The organism is Bacillus cereus group sp. BfR-BA-01383 (assembly GCF_022663495.1).
GTDB classification, from domain to species: Bacteria; Bacillota; Bacilli; order Bacillales; family Bacillaceae_G; genus Bacillus_A; species Bacillus_A cereus_AU.
The window spans coordinates 1-19,287 of record NZ_JAKUFP010000029.1 but is presented as its reverse complement, the minus strand read 5'-3'; the positions used below and the strand labels follow the sequence as shown (position 1 = coordinate 19,287).

Sequence of the window (19,287 nt, the reverse complement as noted above, 5' to 3'; positions counted from 1 at the left end):
ATACAGTATGTTTCCAGCTTTATTTTCACAAAAAAAGAGACTGTTTACAATTTTACAGTCTCTAAATTACTTGCAAGTTTCGAATATATTTATAAACTTTCTGCTTCTGTTGTATTTACTTTTTCAATTTGTTCTATTTTTCTTCCCTTATTCTTTGTCGCACGATAAAACAGTAAACAAACAATCATAAATGGAATACCACAATACAATGCCATTCTTTGTTCTGGAATAAAAGCCATACCAACGATTACCGTTAAATTTAATACTAGCGCAAGAAGTGGAACAAATGGATACAATGGTGTTTTAAATTTCAAGTCCTTCACATCCCCGCCCTGCTTTACATATGTTCTTCGAGCCAATAGGTTAGACAAAGCGATAGACGCCCATACTAATATTGCGCCAAATCCAGCAATAGACAGAAGCCATAAATACACTGTATCTTCCGCATAAATACCTGATAGTAATGAGAGGCAGCCTACAATTGTACTTACAATCAATGCATAGATAGGAACGCCGTTTTTAGATAACTTACCAAAAATCGGGCTGATCATTCCTTGATTAGACATAGACCATAGCATACGGGAAGTTGCATATAATCCTGAATTCGCAACTGATAGAACTGCTGTAATAATAACAAAATTTATAATATCAGCCGCATAAGGAATACCAATCTTATCAAATACAACTACGAATGGACTTTCTATCACGCCAGCTTGCTGCCAAGGAAATAGTCCAGCAAGAATAAAAATAGATAATACAAAGAACACAAGTATGCGCCAAACTGTATTATTAATTGCCTTCGGGATCGTTTTCTCTGGATTTTCGCTCTCTCCCGCTGCAATACCAACTAGTTCTGTTCCTTGGAAGGAAAAATTAACTGCAATCATTGTAATTAAAATGGCTGATAATCCATTTGGAAACAATCCACCATAATCAGTAAAGCTAGAAAACATTGGTACTGGCTCATTTCCTTTCATATCTAGAAAGCCAAACATCGCCGCCCCGCCCAAAATAATAAATGCAATAATTGTAATTACTTTAATACTTGCAAACCAGAATTCAACTTCCGCAAAACTTCTTGAAGATAACGCATTAATAGCAAAGAGCAACACTGCAAACGCTACACACCAAATCCATGACGGTACATCAGGAAACCAGCGTTTCATCAAAATACTAACTGCAATTAATTCAATACCTATCGTAGCAGACCAGTTTAGCCACGACATCCATCCGACTACATAACCCGCTGCAGGGGAAATATGCTTTGTAGCATACGTTTGATAAGATCCTGCGTCAGGCATCGCAACCGCTAATTCTCCTAGACAGAGCATCGTTAAATACATAACAAATCCTCCGACAAGATATGCTACAATCGCTCCTCCAGGCCCAGCTTCATGAATTGTATAACCAGATCCTAAAAATAGACCAGTACCAATAACTCCTCCAAGTGCAATCATAAATATGTGCCTGCTTTTCAATTCCCTTTTTAATCCTTGGCTTTGATCCATCATATAAATCCCCCCCTTTTCATTTTTAAAACCCATTTAATGTAAGCGCTTTTAAATTTCTTCATAGTAAAAATAATGATTTAAAAGAGCACAAATACATATCACTTATATTAATCACTGCCTGTTATTAAAAGGTCATCCCTCACTGTTATTAATAATTTTTGATCAGCGATAGCTTGTCCCTCTACTACTTCTAATGATTCGATATAACCACTGATTCCTATCTTAATTTCTACTTTCTGTTTATCTATTGTTTCAATTACCGCTAATTTCTCCCACTCGTATACGTAAGAACTTTCCATAACGTATAACTTCTCTACTTTCCCGTAACAAGGACTATACACGCCTTCTATAACTGTCTTCACTTTATAAACTCCTCCTTCTTATTAATTGACACTGGAACGTTGCATATCCTGTAAAGATTCATATTCTCCCCTCTAGAGATTTTGAATATTATTTATGCAAAATACGTACCAACCTCTAATTCGTATATAAAATAAGAGTTTTGTACAAAAAAACCTGCCTAACCGCAAAATTTTTCTATCATTTGAAAAGTTTTAAAAGAAAAATAGCAAAAAAATTTTGCGATTTTATAAGAATTTTAATAAAATTATAAAAAGTCAGTCTTCATAGGGTGAAACGAGGGGAAGATACTACATGCATACAGAAGAAATCAATTTCAAAAAAATTCTTGAAATGAATATGCTATATGAAACTTTACTCAATGAACTCGATATCGGGATTCATATTATTAATGAGGAAAGTAAAACGATTATCTATAACCGTAAAATGATGGAAATTGAATCAATGGATCGTTCGGATGTGCTATATAAAAATCCTTTAGAAGTATTTGCATTTGAAGAAAATAAAAATAGTACTCTTATAGAGGCATTAAAACTTGGAAAAACAAACAAAAATATAAAACAAACGTATTTTAACAATAAAGGGCAAGAAATTACGACAATTAACAATACTTTCCCTATAATAGAAAACGGAAAAATTAAAGGCGCTATTGAAATTTCAAAAGAGATTAGTCATTTAAAACAAACAATGAAAACGAACCTTTCTCGAAAACAAAATACTAAGTTTACCTTTGATCACATAATCGGTGATTCTAGAGCTATTCAATCGGTCATTACAGAAGCAAAGAGGGTAATTCGTACATCCTCATCCATACTTCTCGTAGGAGAAACAGGGACTGGTAAAGAACTATTTGCACAAAGCATCCATAATGAAAGTCAACGTTCAACAAAACCATTTATTTCACAAAACTGTGCAGCTATACCTGATACCCTAATGGAAAGCTTATTATTTGGTACGAACCGAGGTGCATTTACAGGAGCTATAGATAAAGCAGGTCTATTTGAAGAAGCAAATGGAGGAACTTTGTTATTAGATGAAATCAACTCATTAAGTCCAACACTTCAAGCTAAGTTACTGCGAGCTATACAAGAAAAAACAATACGAAGAATCGGAGGCACACAAGAAAAAGAAATTGATGTTCGTATTATAGCAACTATCAATGAAGATCCCTTCGAAGCCATTACACATGATCGATTAAGAGAAGACTTATATTACCGATTAAGCGTCGTTACTTTATGTCTTCCACCCTTACGGGAACGAAAAAAAGATATTCCAGCTCTTGTTCAACACTTTATCGAGAAGTATAACATTCAATTTGGGCTCGGCGTAACGGATGTAGATGTAAATGTAAGAGAATTCTTTTATGCATACGATTGGCCTGGAAACGTACGAGAATTGGAACATATCATTGAAGGTTCAATGAACTTAATAGAAGATGAGAATATCATTACAGCTTTTCATATACCAACTCGCTTTCGCGAACTAATAAAAAAAGAATTCAATATGCACCCTTCCCTAACTAATTACAATACTGATACACCTAAAACTTTAAAGCACACAATAGAGGAAATGGAAAAGAAATACATCAATCAAATTCTTAAAGAAAATAAAGGAAATATCTCACAAGCCGCAAAATTTTTAGGATTGAGTAGACAAAACTTACAATATCGAATTAAAAAATTGCATTTACACATATGAAATGAACCTCTCTCTAAGTGTAAAAAAATGGCAAAATATATTATGATAAACATATACCTTGCTAGAAAGGGGCTATATATATGAGTAATGATAAAAAATTAAAGTTATTATACTACTTATACCTTCTCCCTGCCGTTCTATGTATGATGTTATTCATTAATGGTGATATGAGTAGCTTCCCTTATGCAAAGCTATTAGGAACAATTAGCGGTTCCTTTGCAGCTATTATGCTTGCTGCTTTTTGGAATTTGAAGTTGCGTATGAAAAAGGAGAAGTCTTCTTAATTCCAAAATGCTAAAAAAATCGAGCCTAATCAGCTCGATTTTTACTTATTATTAAAATTCAACACTCTCCAAATACAATCCACTCGCCTCAGCAAGACAATTAATTTGATTGCGCTGTTTTCCCTCTAAAATGTGTGGAATTGTTTCAGCATCTAATTGTCCTAATCCCACCTCAATTAATGCCCCAACAATTTTTCTCACCATATTATGAAGGAAGCCGTTACCACTTACTCTAATTAGTACAAATCCTGCCTCTTCCATTACATCCAGTGTATACACTTCACGAACCATAGACTTTTTCTTTGATTTCGCATTTGAAAAAGCAGTAAAATCATGTGAACCAATTAAATGTTTCGCAGCTTGTTTCATGTTTTCTACATTTAATTTCTTATTCACATGCATGCTGTATTTACGCATAAATGGATTCGTATGCTCTTCATTCCAAATTTTATAAAGATATGTTTTCGCCTTAGAGTTGTAACGAGCATGGAAGCGATCTGAAACTTCTTCTACGTTCGTAATACTAATATCATTTGGTAAATATTGATTTAAATACTTTTTCAATTTATGTTCCACTAACTTCTCATCACTCTTAAAGTTAGCCACTTGATTCAAAGCATGTACACCAGCATCTGTTCTACTACAACCGATAATTTCAGTTTCTTTCCCGACCATTTCAGATATTACACTTTCGATTTTCCCCTGAATCGTATTATCGTTATTACCAAGACGTTGCCATCCTTTAAAACGTGCACCGTCATACTGAATCGTTAATTTATAATTGTTCATCGTATTCTCCTTCATAGAAAATATTCCCTCATATCATGAGGGAATATAAATAAACTTTACTTTTTAACAAGTCTCACTACATTTTCTACATGAGCTGTATGCGGGAACATATCAACAGGTTGTACATATTCCACTTCATAGCTCTTCATTAATGCCTTCACATCACGTGCTAACGATGAAGGATTACACGATACGTATACAACTCGCTTCGGCTGTACCTTTAAAATTGTTTCCAATAATTTATCGTCGCAACCTGTACGTGGTGGATCGACAACAATTACATCTGGACGCCATCCTTCTTTTACCCACTTTGGTAACCATTGTTCCGCTTTACCAGCCTCATATTTCGTATTAGTAAATCCGTGGCGTTTTGCATTTTTCTTTGCATCTTCAATCGCTTCTGGAATTACATCCATACCGCGTACTTCCGCTGCATCATTCGCAAGCCAAAGACCAATTGTACCGACACCACAATACGCATCTACAATTTTCTCATTACCTGTTAAAGCCGCTGCTTTTTTCGCTTCATCATATAACACAACTGTTTGTTCTGGATTCAACTGGAAGAATGCACGTGCTGATAATTCAAATGATAAATCACCAAGTGTTTCTTGAATTACTTCTTTTCCAGCTAATTTAAATGTTTTATCACCAAAAATAACAGATGTTTTACGCCAGTTTACGTTTTGCATAATTGATTTAACAGCTGGCATCTGTTTTTGTACTTCTGCAATAAATTGTTCTTTATTTGGCAACTCTTCTTTTGTTGTAATAAGTGTAACTTGCACTTCCCCTGTTTGAACTGCCGTACGTGTTACAATTGTGCGTACTAAACCTTTTTGTTTTTTCTCATTGTAAATAGAAACATTTAATTTTTCTAATATACGTCTCACAACTTTTGTCGCTTCATTCGTTGCTTTATGTTGAATCATACAATGGGCGATATCAATTAACTGATGTGAGTTTTGTTTATATAATCCTGTAATAACCTTCTCGTCTTTACGCCCCACTTGTAATTGACTCTTATTACGATAATGCCATGGATTTTCCATGCCAAGTGTCGGACGAATTTTCTCTTCCAAAGTGTTATTCATGTACTTCTCAAATGCTTGTACAACGATATCACGCTTTTGATTTAATTGTTCTTTATAATCTAAATGTTGCAGCTGACAGCCACCACACTCCTCATATACTGGACATGGTGCTTTCACACGATGTGGTGACGATTTACGAACTTTTTTCACTTTTGCTTCAGCGAAACCACGCTGAATTTTCGTTGTTTCAGCAACAACTTCTTCTCCTGGTAATGCCCCTGGAATGAAAACAACTTGTCTCTTAAAATAACCAACGCCTTCTCCGTTAATCCCAAGACGTTTAATTGTCACAGGAAACGTTTGACCAACTTCCAACTTACTCTCATGTTGCTTTTGTATCATTATTACACCTCTACTCTATACTTTTCCATAAATATAACGCTGCATAACTGCAGTATGGTTCACACTCTTGTTTCACGTTTTCTAAAAATGCATCATCTGGTTTATCATCTAATTGAAATATACTTTGCACTGCGCGCTGAATTCCGATGTCTGCTTTTGGAAACATATTTTTCCGTCCAAGCCCAAACATTAAAAAGTTTTGCACTGTCCATGCACCAATCCCCCTAATTGGTAACAATTGTGCCGAAACCTCTTCTTCCGCCCTGGTTTCTATACTCGCTAAATCTAATTTACCGCGAACAATATGTTTTGCTAATCCTACTATATATTCAGCCTTCCGCTGACTAAACTTCTGCTCTCTCAATTCTTCTATTGAAATATTTGCTACTATTTCCGGAGTGGGGAAAAAGAATACACCGTTCTTCTCTGTTCCATATCGTTTTACAAATTTTTCTGTTAACACAGTAGCAAATTTCAAATTTATTTGTTGATGAATGATACAGCGAAGTAAACACGCAAAATAATCGAATTCTAAAATAATTGGAGTATAGGCATACATTTCAAATAGTGGACGTAATGATGTGTTTAAAAAATGATTTTGTATATCTTGAAACGAATCATTCCAATGAAAGATAGACCTCATTCGTTTCATTACTTTCTCTGGATCTCCTGTCTGACTAGAAATCCAAAACTGTGGATTTTGAACGGTACCAATCCCTTGCAAACGAACAACAATCTGTTCTTCGTCTATACAAAGCGGAATATACATGACTTTCTCATCTAATTGAATAACGTTTAATGGGTCAAAAGATAAACGCTTTAGCACTTCTTCAAAGTGGTACGGATACTCTAATGTAACATGTTCGCTCCACATACGTTTCCCCATCCTTTTTACACATCATTATAGCATGAGAAAACCGCAAGCATACATGCTTACGGTTGATTGCTTTTTACTAAGTCATCTAGACTTTTAAAATGATACCCTTTCTCGCGCAAATCATCAATGATTTTTGCAAGTGCTTCTGCATTATCTTTTGAAATCGCATGAAGTAATAAAACAGATCCTGGATGAATCATCGTCATTACATTATTATGCGCATATTGCCATCCTCTTTGCTGATCTACTTTCCAATCCAGAAATGCGAGTGACCAAAATACATTATAATAGCCCATTTCTTTCGTAAGAGCTAATGTTCTTTCACTAAATACGCCGCGCGGAGGACGTACATATTTCACTTCTTTTTGACCCGTTACTTTTTTAATTTCTTCCGTTACACTCGTTAATTCTTCACGAAGTTTTGCATCATTGACTGCTGTGAAATCAGGATGACTCCAAGAATGATTTCCAATAATATGTCCTTCATCTTTCATTCGTAATAATAAATCTTTTTGCGTTTTAATATAATGCCCTGTTACAAAGAAAGTAGCTGGCACTTTCTTCTCTTTTAATACATCTAAAATCTGTCCTGTGTAGCCATTTTCATATCCATTATCAAATGTTAAATAAATGTCTTTCTTCTTCGTATCTCCTAAGTAAAAACCACCATTTTTTTGTAGTAATTCTGTATATAACTTCCCTGCATCTGGTACTGTTTCATTTTTAGGACGCGGGATTCCCCAGTTATGTGGGGTATTCGTATAAGCAAATGTTGAAACTGGAACAAGTGCCATCATAATTGAAAAAATGAGACCTATATATAACCATTTATATTTCATAAATAGTCTCCTTTCCATATATAATCGTACCTGTAGTTTCTGTTTCCTTACTTTCTTTCATGCTGAACATGTTTTTCTATATATGCCAAAAAATGCACCTCGAATCATTCGAGATGCATTTTTATTTACTTAAATACTGGCTCTTTAAAGCTCGCTAATTTTTCAAGTGATGTTTTATCAACATCAGCATGCAAACTATTCCCATGAGAGTCCATCGTTACAACTGCTTTAAAGCCTTCAATACGCAAATGCCACATTGCTTCTGGAATACCGAATTGTAAGAAGTCAACATTTTTCACTTCTTTAATACATTCCGCATAATACTGTGCTGCGCCACCAATGGCATTTAAGTAAACACCACCGTGTTCTTCTAAAGCAGCTAATGTTTTTGCACCCATACCGCCTTTACCAATTACAGCACGAATACCGAACTTCTTCATAATATCACCTTGGTATGGCTCTTCACGAATACTTGTCGTTGGGCCTGCTGCTTTAATTTGCCAATTGTCATTCTCGTCTTTCACTACAACTGGACCACAGTGATAAATAACTTGTCCATTTAAGTCTACTGGACAATCGTTATCCATTAAGTGCTTATGGATTGCATCACGCCCTGTATACATCATGCCATTAATTGTTACAACATCACCAACGCGAAGTTCACGAATTTGCTCTTCTGTAATTGGTGCTTGCAGTACAATCTCACGTTGCTCTGTTTTTTCTTGTGCTTCGTGCTGAAGTGTATCGTCACCTTCTTGATATAACCAATCCATAATTTCTCCTGTTTCAGGATGGATCGTTACGCCAAGACGTCGGTATGCCCAACAATTATACGCAACAGATACATAGAAGCTAGCTGGCAGGCGATTATATACGCCAATTTTACAACCAAGTAAAGTTGTTTCTCCGCCGAATCCCATCGTACCAATGCCAAGCTTATTTGCATTCTCTAATACGTACTCTTCAAGTTTTTGTAACTCTGGTACCGGATTGACATCATCTAATGTACGGAATAATTGATTTTTTGCTAATTCGTAACCTGATGTGCGGTCTCCCCCGATACCGACGCCGATTACCCCCGCGCTACAGCCTTGACCTTGCGCTTGATATACTGCATGAAGAAGGCATTTACGAATTCCTTCTAAATCACGACCTGCGCGTCCAAGTCCTTCTAATTCACACGGTAAGCTATATTGAATATTTTTATTCTCACAACCGCCGCCCTTTAAAATTAAACGTGCATCAATATAATCTTTTTCCCATTGCTCAAACTTAATAACTGGTGTACCTGGTCCTAAATTATTTCCACTATTGTCTCCAAAAAGAGAATCAACAGAGTTGGGACGAAGTTTACCATCTTTTGTCGCCCGCTCAAGCGCACTATAGATAGCTTCCTTCAGTTTTAATTGATTCACACCAACTGGTGTATAAATTTTAAACGTTGGCATCCCTGTATCTTGGCAAATCGGCGAGATATTATCATCTGCCATTTTAATATTATTTGTAATTGTGCCAAGTGCCATCGCAGAACGAGTCCCTGCATTCTCTCGTTCCTTTGCTTGTTGAATTGCACGACGAACATCTTTCGGTAAGTTCGTTGACGTTTCAACAATTAGTTGATACATGCTTTCTTGAAGCTTTTCCATTGTTACTTCCCCCTCAATTGTGAACGCTACCAAAACGTTATGAGATAAAAATTCCATTATTACACTCTTCAGCTTTTTATTTATTTCACGCCATTAAAGGTTAAATGAAATTTTTCACAACTTGATTATACCTTTTTTTCTATCGTCCTTCTATTATCCGTACAGAAAAAGGCTACCAAATTTGTATTGGCAGCCCTTTTAATATATTATTCGTCTTTTTTAAATTGCTCACATTTCAGTTCTAATTCATCTAACATCGCAAGAAGACGATCTACATCTTCTAACTCTACTTCCTCAGGTTCAATTGTATCAATTACTTCAATGAACATATTTAAACGCTCTTTTAAATATACTAATTGTGAATCTTTATCTTGAATTGCTTTTCCCATAAAGGCACTCTCCTTTTAATTCGAGTTGCTTTTATTATACCGCAAAAATGATTGCTATGGGCATGAAATTTTATCAATTTTGTCACGGTCATCCGCTATAATGTAAGCCCTCTCTCTTTTTCCGCTAAAAAGTTTCACTTTATAAAAAGTACATATTCTTCTATTATAGAGAATGGACAAATTGTTATTTCAATAGTCAAAGGAGTATTTCATATGACGATATCACAAAAAATGAAGCCGATTACTCCTTCTTACGATCCATGGGAAGCGTATATGGACCTTGAAGAGTACGGCAAACTACTATTAACAAATGTTGAGTTTACAACGACAACGTTATGCAATATGCGCTGTGAGCATTGCGCTGTTGGTTACACGTTACAGCCGAAAGACCCAAATCCGCTTCCGATGGATCTTTTATTAAAACGATTAGATGAGATTCCTCATTTACGTTCTTTAAGTATTACTGGCGGAGAACCTATGCTTTCAAAAAAATCCGTCGACAACTATGTAACACCACTCTTAAAATACGCTCATGACCGAGGCGTTCGCACTCAAATCAACTCAAACTTAACTATAGATTTAGCACGTTACGAACAAATTATTCCTTATTTAGATGTACTGCATATTTCTCATAACTGGGGAACAATTGATGACTTCGTTGAAGGCGGATTTGCAATGATGGAGCGTAAACCTACGTATGAACAACGTGCAAAATTATTTGAAAGAATGATTACAAATAGTAAAGCATTATCAGATGCAGGTGTACTCGTATCAGCCGAAACGATGTTAAACAAAAGAACTCTACCACATATTGAACATATCCATCGTCAAATTGTTGAAGAGATGGGCTGTAAACGTCACGAAGTACATCCAATGTATCCAAGTGACTTCGCGAGCAATTTAGAAATTTTAACAAAAGCTGAAATTCGTGATGCAATTGAGCATTTGCTAGAAATTCGCGATGAAAATGTATGGATGTTATTCGGGACATTACCTTTTTACGCTTGCAGCGATGACGAGCGAGACGTAGCTACATTTAAAAAATTACAAGAAAGCAAAAATGTAACTGTCCGTAATGATCCAGACGGTCGTTCTCGTTTAAACGTCAATATTTTTGATGGAAACATTATCGTGACCGATTTCGGTGACGTTCCGCTTCTAGGTAACATACAAACACACACACTACAAGAAGCTTATGACAAATGGAGTGCTTCAAAAACAGCAAAATCATTAAGCTGTCACTGTCCTGCAGTAAAATGCCTTGGACCAAATGTTCTTGTAAAAAACAGCTACTATCCAACAGAAGATTTCTTATCAAAAAAATCACACATTACATTATAAATAACAAACGTCAGCTTATAAGCTGACGTTTTTCATGTTATTGCGAGTGAGAAGAAGAAATGAATTTAAAATATAAATGATCATGAATTGGAATTGCTGCTCCAATTCCTTGAGAAGTAATATTTTTTACAACAAGCCTTTTTTGATTTCCCTTTAACACAAGGTACACTTCTCCAAATGTCACTTTTCCTTTTTCATTTACCGCTGGTGTATAAGCGTATAAATACCCGAGTTGACTCGGACTAATATTGTACACACGCTCATGTCCCGTTCCATAACCAATAGTCGTTTTAAACGAAAGGGGCAATTGTACCTTTTCAAGTGCTTTTAGGAGCATCATTTTTTTCACATCTGTGGCATCTTTCATGTCTGCTGTTAAATCACCCTCAACTGTCCTTTGCGTTTCTTGCTTATAACGAAGTGGATATAAACGGTCTCCTCCGCGATTATCATACACATTGCGATTCACTTGCTTATATTCCCAATTAATTGATGTATCTATCGATTCATAATTTAAAGCCCATTGGCCTAAATAAATTTTCGCACGGTACCCTACCGCAAGCGGCGCATTTGAAATTGTTGTTTCATTAAACATTCGAATTAAATCAGGATTTTCAATTTTAATATTGGCTGTTTTCAGCAGTTCTTGAGCAAACTTACTTGGCTGCAAACGAGGCATATCTTGCGCATCGTTTGGAAACGTATTGTCTTTTGAAATATTTAAAACAGATGAAGGCATTTTTGTTTCTACCGTTGTCTTTGCAAAACTACTGTTAGGAAATAATAAAATAAACGAGACCATAGTTGAGAGACATATGCTGTATACTCGTTTCACCTGTCTGGCTCCTTCCTACAAATAGGTATATATACTACTTTGTTTATTGTTTTCTCTCAACACAATTGTTATGCCTATTTTTCATAATAAATAAAAACCAATTCCCATAATGATATACGCTGCTAAAAGTGTTCCTCCTTCAAACCAGTTTGTATCTCCATCATTTGAAATCGCAATCGTTAAGAAAACGGCTGTAATCATGGAAACAAGTTCTGGTATTGTAAATACTAAAGGCATCTTTTGTGCAAAAAACACGGAAAGCAGTACCAATACCGGAGCAACAAACATAGCGATTTGTAATGTAGAACCTACTGCAATTTCAACTGCAATATTTACTTTATTTTTATAAGCCATAATAATTGCAGATGCATGTTCTGCTGCGTTCCCAACAATTGCAACGATAATAACCCCTATAAATAACTCTGACCAGCCAAACGACTTTGCAACTGTCTCAAATGTATGCACAAGTGCCTCTGACACATAAGCTACTGCAATTGTTGCTATTGCTAAAATGAGTAAAGCTTTACCTTTCGACCACTCTGGTTCTTCCTCATGCGCTACTTCATCACTCTTATGTTGATATACACCGCGGTGCGTAACTAACTTAAATAGTAACGCAGCAAGGTACATAATAATCATAATAATAGAAACACCGATACTTAATTGATATGTCTTTCCAGCATCCATCTTCATCGAAAAAATCTCTGGAATAACAAAAGCTACGACAACAGCAAATATTAATAAAGCTGAATTATGCCTTGCATCATACACATTAAAACTTTGTCTTTTGTATTTAAGCCCTCCTACAAAGAAAGATAGCCCTCCTACTAGTAATAAATTTCCAAGTACAGAACCTGTTAAAGAGGCTAACACCACTTCAATTAACCCTGCCTGAAGTGCAAAAATTGAAATGATCAGTTCGACGGCATTACCGAAAGTAGCATTTAATAATCCCCCTATTCTAGGACCAGAAACAATTGCCAAACTTTCTGTTGCTCTCCCCATAAAGCCCGCTAATGCGATAATAGTAATACAATATACAGCAAACATAATTGTTTGGGGCCAATGCATTGTTTTTCCGAGTACAGAAAGTGGTACACCTATAAGTGCTACTGTAAGAAATATTTTATTAAACATGCTTTCCATCCTTTCATCGTATGTAGTTCTCCTCGCTATTATTATTATTCTTCTCCTAACTTGTCCCATTTCATCACAATTACGTTTAAAAAATCAGATTGAAGAAAACAGTATGAAAGATATTTAAATTATCTTGTTTAAACGAAGAAAATTATGAAAAGAGGTTAAAAGTATGCACTTAAAAGAAAAAATCGCGACGATTATTCACGGACAAAGAACTGGTGTGTTATCAACTGTACGTAACGATAAACCACATAGCGCCTTTATGATGTTTTTCCACGAAGATTTTGTGTTATATGTTGCAACAGATCGAAAATCAAAAAAGATAACAGATATTGAAAACAATCCAAATGTACATGTACTACTCGGACGAGAAGGAAAAAAATTAGATGAAGACTATATTGAAGTTGAAGGCTTAGCTTCAATCGAAGAAGACTCAACATTAAAAAATAAGTTTTGGAATAACAGCTTAAAACGATGGTTACTTGGTGCCGAAGACCCTAATTACGTACTAATAAAAATCAATCCCGACACAATTTATTACATCGATGGTGCTGGTACGACTGAGCCCGAGTTTTTACGACTATAAAGTGAAAACAAGCCCCCTTAGGTGGGCTTGTTTTGTCGAAAAGTTCCACTAAAAAAACAATAAAATAGGTGGAACTTTCTAAAGATTCTGTTATATAATAGCAGTAACTTAAATAAACTGTATTAAAACAGATTGAGAGGGGAAATAAAATTGATGAAAAGAGAAGAACGAAAAAACATGATTGAGTTTATTGAAAAGAAAAAAGGAATTGAACGTGACGAATTATTATTTATGACGGACGATGAAGTAGAGCATATTTATAATGTAACGTACTTTTTATATGAGGAAATTGCAGAGTAGTATACTAATCCCCACCTTATTAAAAAAATAAGGTGGGGATTATTTCGTTATTTATCCCGCTATTTGTGGGAAGTAAAACTCCCACCTCAAAATTCAGGTGGAACAAAGAAGTTAGGTAGGGGATCAACTGCCCGTAAGCGCCCGATTGATGAAGGCTAATAATCAGTGGGGGATGAACACACCCCCACTGATTAAAGCTTCACTTTATACATGAGAATGATTTTCATGTATAATAATGTACGATTGGAGGAATTTTACTATGAGTTCTTGGCTATTATTCGCACTATTATCAGCAGTCGCCGCTGCCTTTGTATCTATTTTCGGAAAGATTGGTTTAGATGGAATCGATGCCAATGTTGCAACCACGATTCGATCTATTATTATGGCATTATTTATGATAGGAGTTATTATTATTCAAGGTAAATCCCAAAATATAGGCGACGTACTCCTAAATAAAAAAGCACTGCTATTTATCACATTAAGTGGGGTTGCAGGTGCTTCTTCATGGCTATTTTATTTTCTTGCCTTAAAAACAGGAAAAGTCTCACAAGTCGCCCCTGTCGATAAATTAAGTGTCGTCTTTTCCATTATTCTCGCTATGATTATATTAGGTGAAAAGTTAAACTTTATGACTGGTATTGGTGTAGTCTTTATTACAGCTGGTGTACTATTTATTGCTTTCAGCTAAAAAACCGCTAATAGCGGTTTTTCTTTTTCTTTATGTAAAACCATACAATACATGCAACAATTGCTGAAATGATTAAAATCCATATTCCATAATGATGTAAACTATACTCAACGAAGCGCCACTTCTCTCCTAGCTTCCAGCCAAGTCCGATAAAAACACTTATCCAAATGAGTGCACCGCCGTAAGCATATAAACAAAAACGCCACCATGTTAAATTCGAAACTCCAGCAAAATATGCTGTTAAATGACGTACTCCTGGTATAAAGTAACCAATCATTAAAAGAAATGGGCCGTATTTTTCAAATAAAATATGTGTTTTTTCAATGTGATGTTCTTTAATTCTAATTTTCGGTCCATATTTTTTTAAAACAGGAAGACCCAGTTTTAAACCTAATATGTAACTTAATGTAATACCTAACATCGCACCCGCCATCCCGCTTAGAAACGCAGCTGCCCCTGACATAACTCCTTTTGAAATATTATAACCAACAAAGGTCAATAAAAACTCGTCTGGTATCGGTAATCCGACAATCCCACCAGCCAAAGCTATAATAATTCCAAAATACCCATAATGCGCGATTAACTCGCCAATATGTTGTTCCATTCGGAAGACACATCCTATGCACGATCGTTATTCCATATTGTGCCCGTTCTATCTTTAAGACAAACATGGTATACATATTCAATATACATTGTTTTTATAACGAACTCTACTTCTATTCATTCCTTTAGGAGAGATAAAGTGAAACTTTAATCAGTGGGGATTTTCTTCATCCTCCAATGATTATTAGCCTTCACCAATTGGGCGTTTACTGCCCGCAAATAGCGGGATTAAAAAATAAAAATTCATATGCTTGTTTTTTTGTTACAATAAAGGAAAGTTATTTTTAGCAACGGTTTAACTCTCAGGAAAAATGATATATCTAGCAAAAACATAGTTTGGTCTATATAATGCAACTTCTACCTATTAAAAGAACATGCGCCCTTTTACATACAACATCATTTTTCTAAATTATACAGGGGGAACGAACATGACCATTGAAAATCAATTTATACAAAAAGTTTATTATAAAACATTTTTAACAGAAGAAACTTCTACTCCAGTATCGGAAGTACTCGGTGAAGCATATATAAATGAATCCCAAAATGAATTCTCCAACATTTCTAATATCCGCTTTGCTCAAGGTGAACTTTATTACCAAAATAAAGATTTTGAAGCAGCCATATTTAAGTGGGAAAAAGTAAATAACGGCCTTGCACTTTGGGCAACCAAAAATATTGCAGATGCTTATTTTGAACTAGGCTTCTTACCAAAAGCAGAAGAAATTTATCAATCCATTCAAACAGAAGATACAACTCTTACGATGGAAGTTTCCTTACAACTCCTTTCTCTTTATATCGAACAAGATCGTTTAGGGCTAGCATTTAAAACCATTAGTGAGGCTGTTGCATTTCAACCTGACTATCCAAATATTACTGCAATTGCTCGCTCTTTCTATGAAAAACAAGAAGATTGGAATAACGCTATCGAACTTGCAGTTCAAGAAGGAATTCGAACAAACTCATTACACTGGTTCGATACTTTAATCAATTATGTGAACCAAGGATTTACTAAACAAATTAAACCAGAATATTTCTATGAATCTTTAAAAGCTTTATATACAATTGATCAAGTACAATTTAAAGAACTTGTTATTGCTCTTTGGAATAGCTATCAAGATGACACATTGTATCTACCTTGGATTCAAACGATAAATCACTTATTCTTACATATTGAAACAGATAATAATGATGATTGGTATGAAATCTCTTCTCGCTATCAAGAGACTTACTTTGCATTAATTACTGGTGAACATTTTATGCATGAATTACAAGGACTTGTACCTGATTTATTAACAAATTGGTTTAGTTTAATGAAAGCAAAAGATTCTCTAATTGTCTCTGCGGCAGTGTTAGCATGGAATGAAGTTTCACCTACAACTTTAGAATCATTACTCGTAAAAAGTGCTGGTGCCTTACTTTCTAATTCATCAGCTGAAGCAAATGTAAATATGGAAACCGTTTCTCATTTATTCGAAACAATTGCTGTGTGGGCCGAGAAAAATGATGTAGATTTAAGCCATCAATTTACGCTACTCGTCCATGAACTATGCGATTTAAATGTTACACAACTACTAATAGCGGGAACTAGTGACCATGATAAAGCGTCATTCGTCAATTCAATATTAGGAGAGAACATCTTAACTGAGACTTTAACAACTCCTATTTTATTTAAAGACGATAGCCAAACTGAAATAACAGAATTCAATGAGTTAGATGTACGAAATATACCGAACTTTGATGAATTACATCAAATAATGGCTACATCTTCCCAGTTAGAACTTGAAAAAAAATGTATAGAAATTAAGCTACCAAGTAGATTTTTAAGAAAAAATAAGTTTGCATTTCTTGTTACACCATCTATTCAGGGACAGTTGGATAAAAACAGCTCATATTTTGAATACTTACAAGCATCAGATAGCCTCATTTACGTATTAAATTCCGCTTCACCATTACATGGTGAAGAACTTGATTCATTACTTTATTTACGTGAACAGGTGCCAAACTTACAAATTCATTTCGTATTACACACAAATAATACAACTGCTAATGAAAAACTAATTAGTAAGATTAAAGTTCATTTCCCAAATGCACAATTCTTCCCATACTCTCCTTCACAAGAGAGTAGCCAGCAACTTGGAGATGTAACAGAGTCTGTTCTCTCTAATCTGGCAGAACGCAACATGGAAAAAGAACGTATAGAAAAACTAATATGGTTTACTCAAAAGACAATCGCATACCTTGTGAATGAGCGTGTAGAATTAGAAAATACATTAGTGAAAGCAGTACGCTGGAATAAACATATATCAGTAAAACTTAATGGATTTATTAACAATCTTACTGCTCTTGAAAAAGATAAAATTCGTTCGATTACAGAATCTTATCTATTAACGAAAGAAGAAATTACACAAGATATACATTCTCAAATTCCGGAATTATTACAGAGCTGCTCTGACCTTGTTCAAGAAGATAGTGATTTCAAATTAGTTCATGAAGAATTAAACACTGCAATGAACGAACGAATTCAAAAACATGTACAACAAGTACTTCTTCCTAAATTTACTGGATCTATTCAAAATTGGATTGAAACAGCACACACTGAATTTATTCAAGCACAAGCTTATTTAGATGAAATGAGTGAAACTTTCAATAAACTCTATAAAGAAGAACGTATGAAACTTCCTTGTGATTTCAAATTATTAGATGATTGGAATCGAGATGTTGTACGAATGACGAATCGAATTACAGTAACAAACATCAATATTTTATTACGCTTTACACCGACACAATTTTTCTTAAAAAGTGCTGGAAAACTATTTGGTAATATGCAGAAAAACCAATCTATGCTAGCCAACAAATATAAACAATATATTGAAACGGAAGACTATACAGAAATTGCTCAAGCAATCTCAAAACAATTCTTCCTTCAATTTGAAGTATTTGAAGGGGCATTAGAACGCGATATCATGATGTTCTTTAAAGATCCACTTAGTATATTGAAACAAAATGTAGAAACTGCTCAATTTGAGATACAGGAAGATGAACAAACATTAGCAACGCTAAGAAGCAATCCAGAAACGTATCATGATCCTTTAGCGTTGTTTAAACTACAATTGCTACAACATAAATTCGTTTTAAGTACTACTAAGAAACATGAAGACATCTTTGTATCTAATGAATCTCCTACTGTTTAACAGAAAAAACCAAGCAAACTGTGAAGTGAACCCGAATAGTGGTACATGAAAAAAACACCTCCTGAATTCGCATACTAAGTATGCAAATTCAACGGAGGTGTTTTTCATTTGAAAGAAAGAGTACATTACCCAGAAGAAATAAAGTGGAAAGTGATTGAGATGAAAAAGGATGGTTATTCAAATCGTACCATTATGGAAACACTCGGAATTAAAAATGTTTCCCAAATTAAGACATGGATGAAATGGTATCGTACAGATCAAACGCATCGTTTTCAACAACCTGTAGGAAAACAATATTCTTATGGAAAAGGGCCAGAAGAGCTAAGTGAGTTGGAACAGCTACGATTAGAAAATAAACACTTGAGAACGAAATTACTTGTATGGGGAAAGTATCTGGAAATCGAATGGAGCTGAAACCACATACCGTTATCACTCTATGGAATGAATTAAAAACAAAAGTAACCGTACAAGAACTGTGTAACATATTAGAATTACCACGTTCCACATTTTATCGTTGGTTACAGACAACAGAACGCCCTAAAGACGACATAGAAGAGAAAGTAAAGACTGTCTGTTTTAAGCATAAATTACGATATGGGTATCGAAGAGTGACCGCCACTCTTCAAAAAATGGGGCTATGTGTCAATCATAAAAAAGTATTACGAATCATGAACAAATACCACATACTCTCGAAAGTACGTCGTAAGAAAAAGAAATATATCAATGGTGCGGAACCAGTTGTAGCTCCTCATCGATTAGAACGTCAATTTGAAG

The 19,287-nt window shown here is 35.0% G+C and carries 18 protein-coding genes and 1 pseudogene; 8 read left to right on the top strand and 11 right to left on the bottom strand.

Translation table 11 applies throughout. From position 1 onward, the window contains the following. Positions 1-89 precede the first annotated feature (89 nt). Complete coding sequence (locus MR065_RS20925) at positions 90-1,511, bottom strand: amino acid permease (protein ID WP_242214951.1); 1,422 nt, start codon at positions 1,509-1,511, stop codon at positions 90-92. 107 nt (positions 1,512-1,618) lie between these two features. Further along, on the bottom strand, positions 1,619-1,873 hold the full coding sequence (locus MR065_RS20920; RefSeq protein WP_242214950.1) for a biotin/lipoyl-containing protein: 255 nt from the start codon (positions 1,871-1,873) through the stop codon (positions 1,619-1,621). Positions 1,874-2,165: 292 nt separating this feature from the next. Here MR065_RS20920 and MR065_RS20915 point away from each other — a divergent pair, with 292 nt between their 5' ends. Together MR065_RS20915 and MR065_RS20910 are read left to right on the top strand one after the other, a co-directional pair. Then, on the top strand, positions 2,166-3,569 hold the full coding sequence (locus tag MR065_RS20915) for a sigma-54 interaction domain-containing protein (RefSeq protein ID WP_098268528.1): 1,404 nt from the start codon (positions 2,166-2,168) through the stop codon (positions 3,567-3,569). 80 nt (positions 3,570-3,649) lie between these two features. After that, positions 3,650-3,853, top strand: a complete 204-nt coding sequence (locus MR065_RS20910) for a hypothetical protein (protein ID WP_242214949.1) — start codon at positions 3,650-3,652, stop codon at positions 3,851-3,853. Positions 3,854-3,904: 51 nt separating this feature from the next. On the opposite strand, the gene truA is transcribed toward MR065_RS20910, so the two are convergent. The 6 genes from truA to MR065_RS20880 form a co-directional block, all read right to left on the bottom strand. Continuing rightward, positions 3,905-4,642, bottom strand: coding sequence for a tRNA pseudouridine(38-40) synthase TruA (gene truA / locus MR065_RS20905; protein ID WP_097903403.1), 738 nt, complete (start codon positions 4,640-4,642; stop codon positions 3,905-3,907). 56 nt (positions 4,643-4,698) lie between these two features. Then, complete coding sequence (gene rlmD, locus MR065_RS20900) at positions 4,699-6,078, bottom strand: 23S rRNA (uracil(1939)-C(5))-methyltransferase RlmD (protein ID WP_098990319.1); 1,380 nt, start codon at positions 6,076-6,078, stop codon at positions 4,699-4,701. Between the two features lie 10 nt (positions 6,079-6,088). After that, complete coding sequence (locus tag MR065_RS20895; protein ID WP_242214948.1) at positions 6,089-6,952, bottom strand: DNA-3-methyladenine glycosylase family protein; 864 nt, start codon at positions 6,950-6,952, stop codon at positions 6,089-6,091. 59 nt (positions 6,953-7,011) lie between these two features. Beyond that, on the bottom strand, positions 7,012-7,794 hold the full coding sequence (pdaA, locus tag MR065_RS20890) for a delta-lactam-biosynthetic de-N-acetylase (RefSeq protein ID WP_097903400.1): 783 nt from the start codon (positions 7,792-7,794) through the stop codon (positions 7,012-7,014). A gap of 125 nt (positions 7,795-7,919) precedes the next feature. Next, entirely contained in the window at positions 7,920-9,440 is a 1,521-nt protein-coding gene (gene fumA, locus MR065_RS20885; protein WP_097903399.1) for a class I fumarate hydratase, read from the bottom strand. A gap of 206 nt (positions 9,441-9,646) precedes the next feature. Beyond that, positions 9,647-9,829: an SE1561 family protein gene (locus MR065_RS20880; protein WP_002174720.1), complete on the bottom strand. Its 183-nt coding sequence runs from the start codon at positions 9,827-9,829 to the stop codon at positions 9,647-9,649. A gap of 213 nt (positions 9,830-10,042) precedes the next feature. Between MR065_RS20880 and yfkAB the strand changes: the two genes are divergently transcribed. Then, on the top strand, positions 10,043-11,170 hold the full coding sequence (gene yfkAB / locus MR065_RS20875) for a radical SAM/CxCxxxxC motif protein YfkAB (protein WP_242214947.1): 1,128 nt from the start codon (positions 10,043-10,045) through the stop codon (positions 11,168-11,170). 37 nt (positions 11,171-11,207) lie between these two features. On the opposite strand, the gene MR065_RS20870 is transcribed toward yfkAB, so the two are convergent. After that, the gene (locus MR065_RS20870) at positions 11,208-12,005 is read right to left on the bottom strand and encodes a YfkD famly protein (RefSeq protein WP_097903397.1); all 798 of its coding nucleotides are present in this window, start codon (positions 12,003-12,005) and stop codon (positions 11,208-11,210) included. An 81-nt stretch (positions 12,006-12,086) separates the two neighbouring features. Then, a complete protein-coding gene (gene cax / locus MR065_RS20865; RefSeq protein ID WP_141436307.1) occupies positions 12,087-13,142 on the bottom strand; it encodes a calcium/proton exchanger in 1,056 nt (351 codons plus the stop codon). Between the two features lie 172 nt (positions 13,143-13,314). Between cax and MR065_RS20860 the strand changes: the two genes are divergently transcribed. The 3 genes from MR065_RS20860 (at position 13,315) to MR065_RS20850 (ending at position 14,719) form a co-directional block, all read left to right on the top strand. Next, a complete protein-coding gene (locus tag MR065_RS20860; protein ID WP_097903395.1) occupies positions 13,315-13,731 on the top strand; it encodes a pyridoxamine 5'-phosphate oxidase family protein in 417 nt (138 codons plus the stop codon). A gap of 153 nt (positions 13,732-13,884) precedes the next feature. Continuing rightward, the gene (locus MR065_RS20855) at positions 13,885-14,031 is read left to right on the top strand and encodes a BH0509 family protein (RefSeq protein ID WP_000817786.1); all 147 of its coding nucleotides are present in this window, start codon (positions 13,885-13,887) and stop codon (positions 14,029-14,031) included. Positions 14,032-14,290: 259 nt separating this feature from the next. Further along, positions 14,291-14,719 carry an EamA family transporter gene (locus tag MR065_RS20850; RefSeq protein WP_242214946.1) on the top strand — a complete coding sequence of 143 codons (429 nt, stop codon included), beginning with the start codon at positions 14,291-14,293 and terminating at the stop codon, positions 14,717-14,719. A 7-nt stretch (positions 14,720-14,726) separates the two neighbouring features. On the opposite strand, the gene MR065_RS20845 is transcribed toward MR065_RS20850, so the two are convergent. Then, positions 14,727-15,323 (bottom strand): DedA family protein, encoded by a 597-nt coding sequence (locus tag MR065_RS20845; RefSeq protein WP_242214945.1) that lies wholly within the window; start codon positions 15,321-15,323, stop codon positions 14,727-14,729. Between the two features lie 427 nt (positions 15,324-15,750). Here MR065_RS20845 and MR065_RS20840 point away from each other — a divergent pair, with 427 nt between their 5' ends. Beyond that, positions 15,751-18,513 (top strand): tetratricopeptide repeat protein, encoded by a 2,763-nt coding sequence (locus tag MR065_RS20840; RefSeq protein WP_242214944.1) that lies wholly within the window; start codon positions 15,751-15,753, stop codon positions 18,511-18,513. Between the two features lie 108 nt (positions 18,514-18,621). Continuing rightward, positions 18,622-19,287: pseudogene (locus MR065_RS20835) on the top strand (IS3 family transposase); the annotation flags it as partial.

Bases quoted from the DNA above. Each gene is read 5' to 3' on its own strand.
- MR065_RS20925 (WP_242214951.1), bottom strand. From the start codon at position 1,511: ATGATGGATCAAAGCCAAGGATTAAAAAGGGAATTGAAAAGCAGGCAC.
- MR065_RS20915 (WP_098268528.1), top strand. From the start codon at position 2,166: ATGCATACAGAAGAAATCAATTTCAAAAAAATTCTTGAAATGAATATG.
- MR065_RS20910 (WP_242214949.1), top strand. From the start codon at position 3,650: ATGAGTAATGATAAAAAATTAAAGTTATTATACTACTTATACCTTCTC.
- truA (WP_097903403.1), bottom strand. From the start codon at position 4,642: ATGAACAATTATAAATTAACGATTCAGTATGACGGTGCACGTTTTAAA.
- rlmD (WP_098990319.1), bottom strand. From the start codon at position 6,078: ATGATACAAAAGCAACATGAGAGTAAGTTGGAAGTTGGTCAAACGTTT.
- MR065_RS20895 (WP_242214948.1), bottom strand. From the start codon at position 6,952: ATGTGGAGCGAACATGTTACATTAGAGTATCCGTACCACTTTGAAGAA.
- pdaA (WP_097903400.1), bottom strand. From the start codon at position 7,794: ATGAAATATAAATGGTTATATATAGGTCTCATTTTTTCAATTATGATG.
- fumA (WP_097903399.1), bottom strand. From the start codon at position 9,440: ATGGAAAAGCTTCAAGAAAGCATGTATCAACTAATTGTTGAAACGTCA.
- MR065_RS20880 (WP_002174720.1), bottom strand. From the start codon at position 9,829: ATGGGAAAAGCAATTCAAGATAAAGATTCACAATTAGTATATTTAAAA.
- yfkAB (WP_242214947.1), top strand. From the start codon at position 10,043: ATGACGATATCACAAAAAATGAAGCCGATTACTCCTTCTTACGATCCA.
- cax (WP_141436307.1), bottom strand. From the start codon at position 13,142: ATGTTTAATAAAATATTTCTTACAGTAGCACTTATAGGTGTACCACTT.
- MR065_RS20860 (WP_097903395.1), top strand. From the start codon at position 13,315: ATGCACTTAAAAGAAAAAATCGCGACGATTATTCACGGACAAAGAACT.
- MR065_RS20855 (WP_000817786.1), top strand. From the start codon at position 13,885: ATGAAAAGAGAAGAACGAAAAAACATGATTGAGTTTATTGAAAAGAAA.
- MR065_RS20850 (WP_242214946.1), top strand. From the start codon at position 14,291: ATGAGTTCTTGGCTATTATTCGCACTATTATCAGCAGTCGCCGCTGCC.
- MR065_RS20845 (WP_242214945.1), bottom strand. From the start codon at position 15,323: ATGGAACAACATATTGGCGAGTTAATCGCGCATTATGGGTATTTTGGA.
- MR065_RS20840 (WP_242214944.1), top strand. From the start codon at position 15,751: ATGACCATTGAAAATCAATTTATACAAAAAGTTTATTATAAAACATTT.